Origin of the sequence: Grylomicrobium aquisgranense, assembly GCF_033971865.1 — a bacterium.
GTDB lineage: Bacteria > Bacillota_I > Bacilli_A > Erysipelotrichales > Erysipelotrichaceae > Bulleidia > Bulleidia massiliensis.
On sequence record NZ_JALBUR010000013.1, the window covers coordinates 22,192 to 36,955 of the forward strand.

The 14,764-nt window shown below is 50.4% G+C and carries 13 protein-coding genes; 11 read left to right on the forward strand and 2 right to left on the reverse strand.

Features of this window, described 5'->3' with window-relative positions; translation table 11 throughout:
• Positions 1-87: 87 nt before the first annotated feature.
• Both MOZ60_RS06460 and MOZ60_RS06465 read left to right on the forward strand, forming a co-directional pair.
• Positions 88-669 (forward strand): TetR/AcrR family transcriptional regulator, encoded by a 582-nt coding sequence (locus MOZ60_RS06460; protein WP_108775654.1) that lies wholly within the window; start codon positions 88-90, stop codon positions 667-669.
• Positions 670-726: 57 nt separating this feature from the next.
• Complete coding sequence (locus MOZ60_RS06465; RefSeq protein ID WP_277009354.1) at positions 727-1,008, forward strand: thioredoxin family protein; 282 nt, start codon at positions 727-729, stop codon at positions 1,006-1,008.
• Between the two features lie 62 nt (positions 1,009-1,070).
• Here the strand turns inward: MOZ60_RS06465 and MOZ60_RS06470 are convergent, their stop codons facing one another.
• Entirely contained in the window at positions 1,071-2,702 is a 1,632-nt protein-coding gene (locus tag MOZ60_RS06470) for a GGDEF domain-containing protein (protein WP_370596053.1), read from the reverse strand.
• Between the two features lie 290 nt (positions 2,703-2,992).
• Between MOZ60_RS06470 and purE the strand changes: the two genes are divergently transcribed.
• The 8 genes from purE to MOZ60_RS06510 are packed head-to-tail and all read left to right on the forward strand — an operon-like array spanning position 2,993 to position 12,401.
• Entirely contained in the window at positions 2,993-3,487 is a 495-nt protein-coding gene (gene purE, locus MOZ60_RS06475; RefSeq protein WP_108775687.1) for a 5-(carboxyamino)imidazole ribonucleotide mutase, read from the forward strand.
• Entirely contained in the window at positions 3,487-4,527 is a 1,041-nt protein-coding gene (gene purM, locus MOZ60_RS06480; protein WP_370596054.1) for a phosphoribosylformylglycinamidine cyclo-ligase, read from the forward strand. The genes purE and purM overlap by 1 nt, the downstream gene beginning before the upstream one ends.
• Entirely contained in the window at positions 4,524-5,132 is a 609-nt protein-coding gene (purN, locus tag MOZ60_RS06485; RefSeq protein WP_277654803.1) for a phosphoribosylglycinamide formyltransferase, read from the forward strand. Before purM ends, purN begins: the two co-directional genes overlap by 4 nt.
• Positions 5,129-5,839, forward strand: coding sequence for an IMP cyclohydrolase (locus tag MOZ60_RS06490; protein WP_370596055.1), 711 nt, complete (start codon positions 5,129-5,131; stop codon positions 5,837-5,839). The genes purN and MOZ60_RS06490 overlap by 4 nt, the downstream gene beginning before the upstream one ends.
• 1 nt (position 5,840) lies before the next feature.
• On the forward strand, positions 5,841-7,019 hold the full coding sequence (locus MOZ60_RS06495; RefSeq protein ID WP_277634761.1) for a phosphoribosylaminoimidazolecarboxamide formyltransferase: 1,179 nt from the start codon (positions 5,841-5,843) through the stop codon (positions 7,017-7,019).
• Positions 7,020-7,031: 12 nt separating this feature from the next.
• Positions 7,032-8,300, forward strand: coding sequence for a phosphoribosylamine--glycine ligase (gene purD, locus MOZ60_RS06500; RefSeq protein ID WP_370596056.1), 1,269 nt, complete (start codon positions 7,032-7,034; stop codon positions 8,298-8,300).
• On the forward strand, positions 8,300-12,010 hold the full coding sequence (locus MOZ60_RS06505; RefSeq protein ID WP_370596057.1) for a phosphoribosylformylglycinamidine synthase: 3,711 nt from the start codon (positions 8,300-8,302) through the stop codon (positions 12,008-12,010). Before purD ends, MOZ60_RS06505 begins: the two co-directional genes overlap by 1 nt.
• Before the next feature lies 1 nt (position 12,011).
• Complete coding sequence (locus MOZ60_RS06510) at positions 12,012-12,401, forward strand: transcriptional regulator (RefSeq protein WP_370596058.1); 390 nt, start codon at positions 12,012-12,014, stop codon at positions 12,399-12,401.
• A gap of 65 nt (positions 12,402-12,466) precedes the next feature.
• Here the strand turns inward: MOZ60_RS06510 and MOZ60_RS06515 are convergent, their stop codons facing one another.
• Complete coding sequence (locus tag MOZ60_RS06515) at positions 12,467-13,219, reverse strand: MurR/RpiR family transcriptional regulator (RefSeq protein ID WP_370596059.1); 753 nt, start codon at positions 13,217-13,219, stop codon at positions 12,467-12,469.
• A gap of 247 nt (positions 13,220-13,466) precedes the next feature.
• Between MOZ60_RS06515 and MOZ60_RS06520 the strand changes: the two genes are divergently transcribed.
• Positions 13,467-14,762 carry a PTS sugar transporter subunit IIC gene (locus MOZ60_RS06520; RefSeq protein ID WP_370596060.1) on the forward strand — a complete coding sequence of 432 codons (1,296 nt, stop codon included), beginning with the start codon at positions 13,467-13,469 and terminating at the stop codon, positions 14,760-14,762.
• Positions 14,763-14,764: the final 2 nt, after the last annotated feature.

Here is a 14,764-nt window from a genome sequence, read left to right on the forward strand (position 1 = left end):
ATATATTACTCTGGTAATATATCAGTGTCAATGCGGGCATATAAGTATATTTACAGAGTTTAAAATATATGTTATAAATACGCATGCATGAGTGAGAATGACAAGAAAAGGGAGATCCGGCAGAAGGCGCTGTCTCTGTTCCGGCAAAAGGGATATGACAATGTGACGGTCAATGAGATTGCCAAAGCAGCAGGAATTTCCAAGAATACGTTCTATTATTATTATGACTCCAAGGAGGATCTGATCCGGGATGTGTTCCGTCCTTCCGGATACAGTGGGGAAAAGCTGGCCGTAGAGCTGATGAAGATTGCGGATCCGTGGGAGCAGATTCTGAAGTTCTGCAGTATGAGTGCACAGCATTTTGAAGGACTTGGCAAAGAGGTTGTGCGCAAGGCGATGATTATGAACCTTGCCAGCAGCTTTGTGGAAGGAGACAGAAGCAGGCCGCATCCGAACGAATGGACGCGTGAGATGATCTCTGCGATCTATCAGCGCGCTATTGAACAGAACAGAATCCGTACGGATCTCAGTGTAAAAGAGATCATGAAGCTGCAAATGACCCTGCTGATTGGATGCCTGCAGTGCTGGGCGACGATGTCCTCTGACATTGAACTTGAGCAGACATATCTCAGGATGGTGCAGGAGGTTCTGCGGCCGGATGGTCATTAAACTGTTATTCGGGTGGATCTTCTGCTAAGCTTTGTCTGTAAACAAAGGAGTGCACATATGCAGAAAGTGATGTATTTCCATCTGGATACCTGCCCTTACTGCCGGCAGGCGGATGAAGTGATTCAGGAGCTCATTCAGGAACATCCTGAATATGCCAAGGTACAGTTTGAAAAAGTGGATGAATATGAACATCCGGAGATTGCCGATCAGTATGACTATATGGCAAATCCAAGCATGTTCATTGGTCATGAGAAGCTGTATGAGGCGCATATTGGTGAAAAGAAAGCCGAGACGCGTGAAAAGGTAGAGAAGGTGCTTAAAAGAGCACTGGAAGACTGAGCAGATCACTGCAGCAAGATCATAAAAGGGGCTGTAACAGCTTATTCAACTGTTACAGCCCTTTAATCTTCATAAAGAGGATGCTGGAGATCCTTCTGGTGGTCAATGATCATGATTGCACCGGGATGGCTCTTTTTGGCATAGTACATGGCGTAGTCGGCATTTGAGGTATAGTCCCAGATTTTGTTGTCCGCCCTGATTTTATGATGGACGATTCCCTGGGAGATGGTCATTGGAATGCCTGCCTTTGTGGATGCGGCAGAAACACTGTCGCGCAGCGCAATTGCTTTTTCCTTTACCTGGTCAAAGGTCATGCCAAGATAGAGAACAATGAACTCATCGCCGCCATACCTTGAAACAAAGATCTTTGTGCCATCATGAATATTCTGCAGGCATCCTGCCATGATCCGGATGGCCGCATCACCGGCATCATGTCCCTTTGTATCATTGATCGTCTTGAAGTGGTCGATATCAATCATCTCGACTGCAAAAGGAATATTCTTTGTGCGTGCTGTCTCAAACCATTCATCAGCTACTTTGCTGAGATATCGCCGGTTGGCAATGCCGCTGAGCGGATCCGTATCCGCAAGGTGAGTCAGAATCTGATTCTGACGAATGGTATCACGCAGTGTATTTCTTGTTTCAATATAGTGAATCATGGATTCACGGGATGCCTTATCTGCAATTCTTGCATATTTCCACAGCAGCTGCAGATCATGCAGGAAGCTCTCTCTCTGGCCGCTTGCCTCTTCAAAAGCAACAATCTCCTGCAGGGCTGGAATAATATCCCCGGGCATACTTTCTTCATTCAGTGACCGGATGAAGTAGGTGCTGATCTGGTGGAATTCTTCCTTGAAGCCGTGAGAAGAAAGATAGCGCAGATAGAAGAGAAACTCGGTGCCGCCTTCATCCTGGATATCCTTCCGCTTCATAAACGGCAGCAGGCGCACTGCACATGTATGTGCACTGACAGGGTCTTTGATGCTGTACAGCTCCAGAATCTTGAGCACCGGATTATCCGCTGCCTCGGGATGATTCCGCACAAGATCATCAAGCAGCTTCATGTGCTTTCTGGCATCTTCATCCTGGTGCGTAAACATCGCAAGCAGGGCTGCCTCGCCTATGGCAATGCAGGCAAACTCCACATAGCGCTCACTCTGCTTCAGGCTGTCCAGCAGGCTTTCCGCTTTGAGAATGTATGCATAGGCATTGCCGAAAGCATCGGCCCGCAGACAGACATCTGTCAGGTTGATGTTCAGCAGTTCGATATCGGCTGTCTGACTGTACTGTTCCGCAATCGTAAGTGCCTGCAGAAAGGATTCCATGGCACTGGCAGTATCGCCAATACGCATCGATATCAGCCCGATCATATTCAGCGTACTGATGAGCTGCGGCCATGCCCGGGTATGCGACAGATGGCTCAGAGCTTTGCGCAGATCATGATTGGCCTTCATTGTATGGCCGTTGCGGTACAGCACGAAGCAGCGGGCATAGATGCCGATTCCCTGCAGGTAATGATCATGGGAAGCTTTGCCGGCTTCAATGATGACATCAGAAGCCGCACTGACCTTGTCATCCTCCTGATGGCGTACATCCAGACAGATCTCTGTCAGCGCCTGAATTTTCTGCGAATACTTGCTGGTCATGCCTCTATTGTAGTCAAAACATTCCGTATTTCCTGAAGAAATATGCATTTCTGCTCTGCCGACATCCTCTTTTATGAAAAAATGTAATGCCGCCTTTCACGGTGTTTCCCATTCCCTTTACAATCACGGTGTTTTTTACTAATATTACCTTGGTTTTTATCTGGCATTGACTGGCAGTTTGGGAAGGAAGGTTGGGACTATGGCGGTTTCTTTGCTTGACTGGTTTGATGTACCGCGCCCTTTCCACGCTGATGGAGCAGTTCTGCCATCATTTCACAACACGCATTACGCCCATGGAGTATCCATGGGCTGATTTTGTTATGGACAAAGGAGAACAGATGAAAAAAGTTGGGATTGTCATGGGCAGTGACAGCGATCTTGCTGTCATGAAGAAGGCTGCCGCCGTACTGGATCAGTTTGAGGTACCGTATGAAGTGCATGTCTACAGTGCACACCGCACGCCTGTGGAGGCAGCGTCTTTTGCAGAAAAGGCTGAAGAGAATGGCTTTGGCGTCATCATTGCCGGTGCCGGCATGGCCGCTGCACTGGCTGGTGTGCTGGCAGCTCATACAACCCTGCCGGTCATTGGCGTACCGCTGAAAAGTGCAGCCCTGGAGGGTACGGATGCACTGCTTGCGACTGTCATGATGCCAAGCGGCATTCCGGTTGCGACCGTTGCCATCGATGGATCCAAGAATGCTGCCTGGCTGGCACTTGAAATCCTTGCCGTCGGCGATCAGGATCTTGCAAAGAAATTAGCTGATGAGCGTGTCAGAATGCACGATGGCGTCATTGCCAAGGATGCCGGCATCCAGAAGGAGTTTGCAAAGTAATGGATAAGAGTTATTCAAAGAGCTACAAGGATGCCGGTGTGGATGTGACAGCCGGCTATCGTTCGGTTGAACTGATGAAGAAGGATGTGGCATCCACTGCCCGTGAGGAAGTGCTGGATACAATCGGCGGCTTTGGCGGTCTGTTTGCGCCGAAGGTTGCCGGCATGAAGAAGCCGGTGCTGGTATCCGGCACCGATGGGGTCGGCACCAAACTCAAGATTGCCTTCCTGATGGACAAGCATGACACCGTTGGTATTGACTGCGTTGCCATGTGCGTCAACGATGTCATCTGTGCCGGTGCAGAACCTTTGTTCTTCCTGGACTACATTGCCTGCGGAAAAAATGAGCCGGAAAAGATTGCGGCCATTGTCAAAGGCGTTGCAAACGGCTGTAAGGAATCCGGCTGTGCCTTGATCGGCGGGGAAACAGCTGAGCATCCAGGCCTGATGCCGGAAGACGAATATGACCTGGCTGGCTTTACTGTAGGCATGGTCGAAGAAGAAAAGATCCTGGATAAAAACAGTGTCATGGCTGGTGATGTATGCATTGGCCTGGCATCTTCCGGTGTGCATTCCAATGGTTTCTCTCTGGTCAGAAAGGTATTCGGCATTGACAATGCGGCGGTGCTGGATCAGTACAGGGAAGCACTTGGGGCGCCGCTTGGTGAAGTGCTGTTAAGACCGACAAAACTCTATGTCAAACCGGTGCTCTCTTTATTAAATAAGGTACACGTGAAGTCCATCGCCCATATTACCGGCGGCGGCTTCTATGAGAATATGCCAAGAGCCTTTGGTGAAAACTTGTCTGCCTGCATGACAAAGGGCAGCTGGCCCATCCTGCCAATCTTTGATCTCATCCAGAAGAAAGGCGGCATTTCTGAACATGACATGTTCAATACATTCAATATGGGTATTGGCATGATGGTTATCGTGGCTAAGGAAGATGTCGAGGCTGCATTGGCTTCCCTGAAAGAAAGCAATGTGCCTGCCTATGTCATTGGTGAAATGGTGCCAGGCAGCCATACGGTGACATTCAGATGACAAAGATTGCAGTTCTTGTGTCCGGCGGCGGTACGAATCTGCAGGCTCTGCTGAATGCGGAGAAAGACGGTAAGATCCCGTATGGCCAGATTGTGCTGGTTGTCTCATCCCGCCCGGATGCCTATGCTTTGGAGAGGGCTGAGAAGTTCAGCAAGAAGACAGCCGTGATCCGCAGAAAAGACTATGCCAGTGCAGAGGATTATGATCAGGCCATGCTTTCCCTGCTGAAAGACAATGGCATTGAAGAAGTCATCCTGGCAGGCTTCCTGTCGATCCTTGGCCAGCGTGTGATTGCGGCCTATCCAAAGCGCATCATCAATATTCATCCATCCCTGATTCCTTCTTTCTGCGGCAAAGGCTACTATGGCCTGCATGTGCATGAGGCAGCTTTGAAGCGGGGTGTGAAGGTGACCGGTGCAACCGTGCACTATGTCAATGAGATCCCTGATGGCGGACAGATCATTGCCCAGAAAGCGGTGGAAATTCTGCCGGGTGATACACCGGAAGTGCTGCAGAAGCGGGTGATGGAACAGGCAGAATGGATTCTGCTGCCAAAGGCGGCGGCCGATCTTGCCGAGAGAATTGAAAAGGAGAAAAAGTCATGAAACCAGTTGATCTGTATGCCTGGCTGCAGGCAAAGACATATCCGGGCCGGGGCATTGCCATTGGCCGTACACCATGTGGAAAGAAGATGCGCATTGCCTATTGGATCATGGGACGTTCAGATAACAGCCGCAACCGGATCTTTGTGACAACCGATGACGGGATCCGCACCCAGGCTTTTGATCCTTCCCGGTGCTCTGATCCATCTTTGATCATTTATCATCCGGTCAGAGTCTTCCAGGACAATACGATTGTGACCAATGGCGATCAGACCGATACCATTCTGGATTTCCTGAAGGATGGCAAGAGTTTTGAAGAAGCACTGGATACACGTACCTTTGAACCGGATGGTCCTAACTGGACACCGCGCATTTCAGCACTTGTCAAGGGTGATTCTTTAACGATGTCGATTCTGAAGAGTGATGATGGAGATGAAAGCAGCACATTGCGCTTCACGTTCTCTTACAGCCATGTTGCCCCGGGCAGCGGCCGTGTGATCACAACGTATCAGGATGATGGCAATCCGCTGCCTTCCTTTGCCGGTGAGCCGGTATCCTGGGCAATGGTCCATGAGAACTTTTCACTGTTTGGCCAGCATATCTGGCAGAGTCTGAATCAGGATAACAAAGTGTCTCTGTTTACCAGACAGATCAATCTGGAAACAGGGGAAACAGAAACACAGATTTTCAATAAAAACGAAGGAGAATGAGATGGCAAATCAGTTGGAACTGAAGTATGGCATGAATCCGAATCAGAAACCGGCCCGCATCTATATGCAGGATGGTTCTGATCTTCCTGTGAAAGTGTTGAATGGCCGTCCGGGCTATATCAACTTTCTGGATGCTTTGAACAGCTGGCAGCTTGTCAAAGAGTTAAAGGCAGCCACGGGCCTGCCTAGTGCGGCATCTTTCAAGCATGTATCACCGGCCGGCGCTGCCGTGGCATCTCCTCTGTCTGACATCGACAAGCAGATCTACTTCACGGACGATGTCGATCTCAGCCCGCTGGCCTGTGCCTATGCACGTGCAAGAGGCGCTGACAGAATGAGCTCCTATGGTGACTTTGCGGCACTGTCTGATATCTGCGACAAGGCAACGGCCCTTCTGTTGAAGAAAGAAGTCAGCGATGGCGTCATTGCCCCGGGCTATACCCAGGAAGCACTGGAAATCCTGTGTGCAAAGAAGAAGGGTAAGTACAATGTCATTCAGATCGATCCTTCTTATGTACCGAATCCGATTGAGCACAAGCAGGTGTTTGGCGTGACCTTTGAGCAGGGCCGCAACAACTCCGTGATCTCCCAAGATCTGTTCAGCAATATTGTGACAAAGAACAAGGATCTGCCGGAAGAAGCAAAGCGTGATCTGATGATCTCGCTGATTGCCCTGAAGTATACGCAGTCCAATTCGGTTGCCTATGCCAAAGATGGCCAGTGCATTGGCATCGGGGCAGGACAGCAGAGCCGTGTGCACTGCACAAGGCTGGCTGGCTCCAAGGCTGACAACTGGTGGCTCCGTCAGAATGAAAAGGTTCTTTCGCTGCCATTTGTGGAAAAGATCAGAAGAGCAGACCGTGACAACTGCATTGATAACTATATCGGAGAACATCCGGAAGATGTCCTGGCGGATGGTGTCTGGGAACAGTTCTTCACCAGAAAGCCGGAGCCTTTCACAAAGGAAGAAAAGCTTGCCTGGCTGAAAGAGCTGAAGAATGTTTCACTTGGCTCTGATGCGTTCTTCCCGTTTGGCGACAACATTGAGCGCGCCCATCTGTCTGGCGTGAAATATGTGGCTGAGCCGGGCGGATCGATTCGGGATGACAATGTCATTGAGACAGCTGACAAGTATGACATGGTCATGGCCTTTACGGGTCTGCGCCTGTTCCATCATTGAGGAGATGTGATCATGAAGGTATTGGTAGTTGGCAGCGGCGGCCGTGAACATGCCGTGATCCGTGCGCTTTCCAAAAATAAAAGTATTGATGAAATTGTGTGTGCACCTGGCAACGGCGGCATTGCCTCCCTTGCCACATGCGTGAATATCACTGCCACCGATGTGGATGGCATGGTGGATTATGCCAAGAACAATGGCGTTGATTTCTGCGTGGTGACGCCGGATGATCCGCTGGCTCTTGGCATGGTGGATGCCATGGAAGCAGCCGGCATTCCAAGCTTTGGCCCGAACAAGAAAGCAGCCCAGATTGAAGCAAGCAAGGTGTTTGCCAAGGGATTGATGAAGAAGTATGGCATTCCGACAGCTGCTTATGAAGTATTCACCGATCCAGCTGATGTGCTTGCCTATCTGCAGAAGAGAAATACATGGCCGGCGGTGATCAAGGCGGATGGCCTTGCCCTGGGCAAAGGTGTATTGATTGCGCAGAATGAGGAAGAGGCAGAAGCTGCTGTCAGGGAACTGATGGTCGACAAGAAGTTTGGTGCCAGCGGCAATGAAGTGGTTGTGGAAGAGTTCATGGAAGGACCGGAAGTATCCGTGCTTTCCTTCACCGATGGCCATGTGATTGTGCCGATGGTATCGTCCATGGACCACAAGCGTGCCGATGATGGCGACAAGGGCCTCAATACCGGCGGCATGGGCACCATTGCCCCGTCTCCTGTCTATACACCAGAGATTGCAAAGGAATGCATGGAGAAGATCTTTGTGCCGACCATGCATGCCATGAACAAGGAAGGCCGCACCTTCAAGGGTGTGCTGTACTTTGGCCTGATGTTAACCAAGGATGGACCGAAGGTTGTGGAATACAACTGCCGTTTCGGTGATCCGGAGACCCAGGTTGTCCTGCCGCTGTTAAAGAGTGATCTATTTACAATCATGCAGGCTGTGCATGATGAAAAGCTGGCGGACTTGGATATTGAGTGGTCTGATGAAGCTGCGGCCTGCATCATGGAAGCCAGCGGCGGCTATCCGGAAAGCTACAGGAAGGGCTATGAAATCCATGGCCTGGATGAGAATGGCCAGCATCCGGGTGTGTATGTGTATCATTCTGGCACAAAGAAGGAAAATGGAAAGTTCTATACCAATGGCGGCCGTGTGCTTGGCATCATGGCCACTGGCAGTGATCTGAAGGAAACACTGGCGAAGGCATATGCGGCCGTAGATGAGATCGGCTTTGAGAATATGCATTATCGCCATGATATTGGCAGGAAGGTATTGTAATGACGGTATATCGTGGTTTTTCAGAGAAGAAAAGAGCATATGCAACTGAGGCAGAGGGTGTCCGCACAGATCTTGAGACAGCTCTGCGCAGACCGGTTGAAGCGGTGCGCATTGTCAACCGCTATGACATCGAGAATATTGATCCAAAGGATTTTGAACTGGCAGCCCGCACCATTCTGTCTGAGCCTCAGGTAGATCATTACTACAATGAGGAAGCACCGGCCCCGGACAAGGATGACTATGTGCTGGCAGTGGAATATCTGCCTGGTCAGTTTGACCAGAGAGCAGATTCCTGTGCCCAGTGCATTCAGCTGGCCACTGGCAAGGAAAGACCGCTGGTGCGCACAGCCAGAATCTATTACATCAAGGGTGAGTTCACGGACAAGGAAAAGGAACTGATTCAGTCTACCCTGATCAATCCGGTCGAAGCCAGAAAGGCTTCCCTTCTGAAACCGGCAACGATCCAGGATTCCTATCAGAAACCGCCGCTGCCGCCGGTGCTGGATGGCTTCTGCAGCCTGGATGAAGCAGGCCTTGCAAAGTTTATCAAGGACCATGGCTTGGCCATGGATCTGGCAGATATCATCTTTCTGCAGAAGTACTTCAAAGAGGAAGAAAAGCGTGATCCAAGACTCACCGAGATCATGGTGATTGATACGTACTGGTCGGATCACTGCCGTCATACAACCTTTAATACACGTCTGAACAAGATTGAGATTGAACCAGAGTATGTCAAAGATGCGGCAAAGGAATATGCCCAATTGCGGGAGACCGTTTATGCCGGCCGGCAGGCTAAGCCTGTTACCCTGATGGATCTTGGTACGATTGGTGCCAAGTATCTCAAGAAGATCGGCAGGCTGGATGATCTGGACCAGAGTGAAGAGATCAATGCGTGCTCGGTGAAGATGAAGGTGGATGTGGATGGTGAGCAGCAGGACTGGCTGCTGATGTTCAAGAATGAGACGCATAACCATCCGACGGAGATTGAGCCGTTCGGCGGTGCGGCGACATGTCTTGGCGGTGCGATCCGTGATCCGCTGTCCGGGCGTTCCTATGTGTATCAGGCGATGCGCATCACGGGTGCAGCCGATCCGACGGCGCCGATTGAGGATACGATGCCGGGCCGTCTGCCGCAGAGAAAGATCGTGACAACAGCAGCCAATGGATACAGCTCCTATGGCAACCAGATTGGTCTTGCCACAGGTCTTGTCCAGGAACTGTATCATCCCAACTATGTTGCCAAGAGAATGGAAGTTGGTGCGGTCATTGCGGCTGCCCCGGCTGCCAATGTCATCCGCAAGCGGCCTGAGCCAGGTGATGTCGTGATCCTGCTGGGCGGCCGTACAGGCAGAGATGGATGCGGCGGTGCTACGGGTTCTTCCAAGGCACACAATGATGATTCTCTGGAAACATGCGGTGCTGAAGTACAGAAGGGTAACGCCCCGGAAGAGCGCAAACTGCAGAGACTGTTCCGCAATCCTGAAGCAACGCGCCTGATCAAGCGGTGCAATGACTTTGGGGCCGGCGGTGTATCGGTTGCCATTGGTGAGCTGGCCGATGGTCTGATCATCGATCTGAACAAGGTGCCGGTCAAGTATAAGGGTCTTAATGGCACAGAGCTTGCGATCTCGGAATCCCAGGAGCGTATGGCTGTGGTTGTGGCAGAAAAGGATGCACCATTGTTCCAGCAGCTGGCGGACAAGGAAAACCTGGAGTCCACGGTTGTGGCAGTGGTAACCGAAGAGCCGCGCATGGTGCTGAACCTGGATGGTGTTTCGATTGTTTCCCTGTCCAGAGCATTCCTGGATACCAATGGTGCCCCGAAGCATACCGATGTCATTGTTGAGGCAGACAAGCCGGAAGAAGACAAAACCTGTGTGCCGACAAAGGAAAAGCTTCTTTCCTTTGCCAGTGATCTGAATGTATGTTCACAGATCGGTCTGTCTGAGCGTTTTGATTCAACGATTGGTGCGGGTACTGTACTGATGCCGTTTGGCGGCAGAAGGCAGCTGACCCCGATTCAGACGATGGCTGCCAAGATTCCGCTGTTAAAGGGTGAGACAAATACGGCATCTTTGATGAGCTGGGGCTTTGATCCGTATCAGATGTCAGCTTCTCCGTTCAAGGGTGCCCAGAAGTCTGTGATCAATGCATTGAGTAAGATTGTGGCAGCCGGCGGCAGCCGCCATCATGCCTGGATGAGTTTCCAGGAGTACTTTGGCCGCTGCACGGCACCGAAGAAGTGGGGCCGTCCGTATGCAGCACTGCTGGGTGCTCTGCAGGCACAGAAGGAGCTGCAGGTGGCGGCCATCGGCGGAAAGGATTCTTCTTCCGGTACGTTTGATGATATTGATGTGCCGCCGACGCTGATTGCCTTTGCGGTATCTCTTGCCAAGGCGGATCAGGTTGTATCGGATGAGTGGAAAGAGGCAGGGCATTATCTGTATGTGCTGAAGCCGGACTATGATGAAAACGGCCTGCCGGTATGGCAGAGTGTGCGTGATACGATGGATGCCATGGAGCAGATGATTCATGATGGCAATGTGCTGTCCTGTACGGCACTTGGTCCGCATGGCATTGCGGATGCACTGCTGAAGTGCCCGCTTGGCAATCACCTGGGTTTCAAGGCAGCAGAGGGCTTTGATGATACGAAGCTGTTTGTGGATGCCAGCGGATCCTTCCTGTTTGAGACTGAGGAAGAGATCGAAGGTGCCCAGCTTGTCGGCATGACCACCGATACTTATCGTCTTGTCATGCAGGATGTGGAGATTGGTCTGGATGAGCTGCAGGCTGCCTGGGAAAGCAAGCTGCAGGATGTCTTCCCGTATCTCAACAAGACAGAAGTCAAGACCTATGATCCGGTCAATTATCATGCCAATAACTTCCTGCATGCGTCCTACAAGTGTGAAAAGCCGCATGTACTGATTCCGGTATTCCCGGGCAATAACTGTGAGTGGGATACGGCCAGAGCATTTGAAAAGTTCGGTGCTGAGACAGAAATCTTTGTCATCCGCAACCGCAGTGCCAAACAGATCAGAGAGTCTGTGACAGGTTTTGCCAAGGCGATGGATCACAGTCAGATTGTTGCCATTCCAGGCGGCTTCTCCGGCGGCGATGAGCCGGAGGGGAGCGCCAAGTTCATTACGGCATTCTTCCGCAATCAGGAAGTCAGGGCTGCGGTGGAACGGCTGCTCAATGAGCGTGAAGGCCTGATGCTTGGCATCTGCAATGGCTTCCAGGCATTGATCAAGCTTGGTCTTGTGCCGTATGGAAAGATTACAGAACCGGATGAGCATGCCCCGACATTAACATTCAATACGATCGGCAGACACCAGAGCATGCTTGTTGACACAAGAATTGCGTCCAACAAGTCACCCTGGTTCCGCTACTTCACACCAGGTGAGGTCAAGACAGTGGCGATCTCTCATGGTGAGGGCAGATTTGTCATTGATCCGGAACAGTACCTGCAGCTGAAGGAAAACGGACAGATTGCAGCACAGTACTGTGATCTGAATGGCAATCCAACCAACGATATCCGCTTCAATCCGAACAATTCCTTCCAGGCTGTAGAAGCCATTACTTCTCCGGATGGCAGAATCCTGGGTAAGATGGGCCATGCCGAAAGATCCGGTAAGAACCTGTATGCCAACGTTCCGGACATCAACACCGAAGAGCTGATGTTCAAGGGTGCAGTCGATTACTTCAAGTAATATGGAACTGGACGAAACAGTATACAGGGCAATCCTTGATGCATTGCCCTATGAAGTGGTCTTCTGTGACCGTACCCACACCATCCGCTGGCTGAACAGGACAGCAAAGGAACGTTATGGAGACAGGGTTGTCATCGGCACATCGATCTTCAACTGCCACAACACAAACTCGCAGAATAAAATCAAAGCCTTCCTGGACAGAGCAGACCATGGTGAAACAAACGAAATGTTTGAGGCGTATAACAACAAGACCGGTGAACGGGAATGGTTTGTGCCAGTGGTCAGAGAAGGAAAAGTGATCGGCTACTTTGAACGGCATGAAGTACCATGGACCAAAGACAGGGCAGATGAACCGGTAGGACAGTACTGGAAGAGAAGAGTCAACCAGTAAAAATCACTGTTAAAAGCATAGAAAAGCGGCAGAATCAGACAATACTGGTTCTGCCACTTTTCAATTTATTTCTTTGTTTTGGGAAGATTTTGAATCTGCTGGATGAGCAGATCTGTGAACATCAGAAATTCCATGGTTTCGGGCATGGCGGAGGTGTTGTCACTGATGATGCCTGCTTCTGGCAGGACAATGAGCTGATCGGTGAATTTGCGCAGGGGATGCTTTGCATTCATGGTGATCATGACAATATAGGGCTTATGCTCCATGCGGGAAAGCATGGAAAGGTAGGTGCGGAATCTGTCGCCGGCAATGGCGGAATAGATCAGCAGCACCTCATCTCCTGCAAAGCCAAGAGGCAGATCGTCCGGGGCAACATAGACGCCTGATACCAGCATGCCCAGACTGCTGAATCCGCCGATGTATCTGGCGGGCAGGCCGGCAATAGAGTAACCGGTAAAATACGTCATGCGTGCATTGTAAATCCGCTGGCCGAGAGTGTGAAGAACCGCAGGATCAAGACTGTTTTCTGTGTTCTGCAGATACTGGCTGAAGAATTCACTGCGCTTTTCCGGTATCTTGTCTGTTTTGACAGCGGAGTAATCCTGACGAAACTGATACTGAAATTCCAGAAAGCCGGAAAAGCCAAGCTTTTTGGCAAATCTTGTCAGGGCTGGCTGAGAGATGCCAAGATACTGGACAAGATTACGGATCGAGTCAGAAGCGAAACGGTCTGGGAACTTTTTGATGGCTTCATAGATTCTTCGGTCAGTGGCAGTATAGGATGCCACCAGGGAGTCCATGCGGGTGATGATATTCATGCGTTAACCTCACTGATCATCATGATAGCACTGAATGATGATGCATAAAATGAGAAATGAAATAAATGAATGACAATTTAAAATAATAAAAAATAACATTGACTCATGATTCATCAGTGATAGAATGTGGGAGTCAGGTAAGCGCTTACTGATTGCCCGTGAAGAGCTCTGATCAGGCTTTTGCAGTCATGGACAAAGTGAAACGGTATTGTGGTGTGAATGATTCATCATTCAGGAGAGGACAGAGATGAGTACGAAGAAGAGTTTTACGGATCGGCTGGTGGATGCTTCGGCTAAGTTTGCCGGCATTCGGTTTTTGCAGGTTATTCAGCATGCATTCATGCGGATGCTGCCGGTAACGATGATCGGTGGTTTTGCTTCCTTGTTCAAAGGAATCAGTATTGGCGGCTATCAGGCATGGCTGCAGTCAACACCTTTGTATGGTGCTCTTGGTGCTATTTATAACTTTACGGTAGGGTTATTGGCAGTATATGTAGTTACTTTGACTGCCTATGAATTTGCCCATACGTACAATCTGAAAAAGAGCGGTGGTCTTGGCGTTGCTATTGTTGCTCTGGCTTGCTTTCTGATTGTAACGCCGTATACAGAGGCAGCAGATGCCTACAGCAGTGCCACCCTGCCGATGTCATGGCTTGGCTCTGCCGGTATGTTTACCGCTTTGCTCATTGCCTTTGGAACTGGTGCGATCTTCAAGTTCTGTGAAGCAAAAAATCTTTCTGTGAAGCTGCCGGACTCCGTACCGCCCAACATTGCAGTTCAGTTTACACTTCTCATTCCGGGTACCATTTCTATTCTTCTTGCCGGTATTGTCAGAATGATCTTTGCAGCAACACCTGTAGGCTCCATGCAGCAGGCTGTCTATGCCGTTGTTTCCCTTCCTCTGCAGGCACTTGGCGCCAATATCTTTGGCCTGTGGATCATCATGGTCGTCCTGTATCTGATGTGGTTTCTGGGCATTCATGGCGGCATGACCATCGGCCCGGTGATTACACTTCTGTTTACTCAGCTGCAGATGGAAAATCTGGCTGCCTTCCAGGCTGGCCAGCCTCTGCCTCACATGGTGACCGGCACGATTCTGAGCTACAGCAGCGGTTCTCTGCCGCTTGTCATTGCTGCACTGATCGTATGCAAATCTACTGCCAACCGTTCGATTACCAAACTTGGTCTGCTGCCATCTCTGTTTGGCGTCGATGAGCCTATCTACTTCGGCTTTCCAATGATTCTCAACCCCATTTTCTTCATTCCCTGGGTGATTCTGACACCATCCATCGCTGTCTGGGGTACCTGGCTGCTGGAAAAAACAGGCCTCATGGGCTATGCGACAGGTGCCACCGCCGGCGGATTCGTTCCTTTCTTTGTCAATAATCTTGTTTCTTATGGCATACGTGGATTATTCTGGGGATGTGTCCTGTTTGCACTGGATGTTGTGATCTATATTCCGTTTGTCAAAGCATATGACAGGCAGATCCAGAAGCAGGAGGCTGAAACGCTGCAGGAAAAGGCAGAAGAGAATGCACAGTAAAG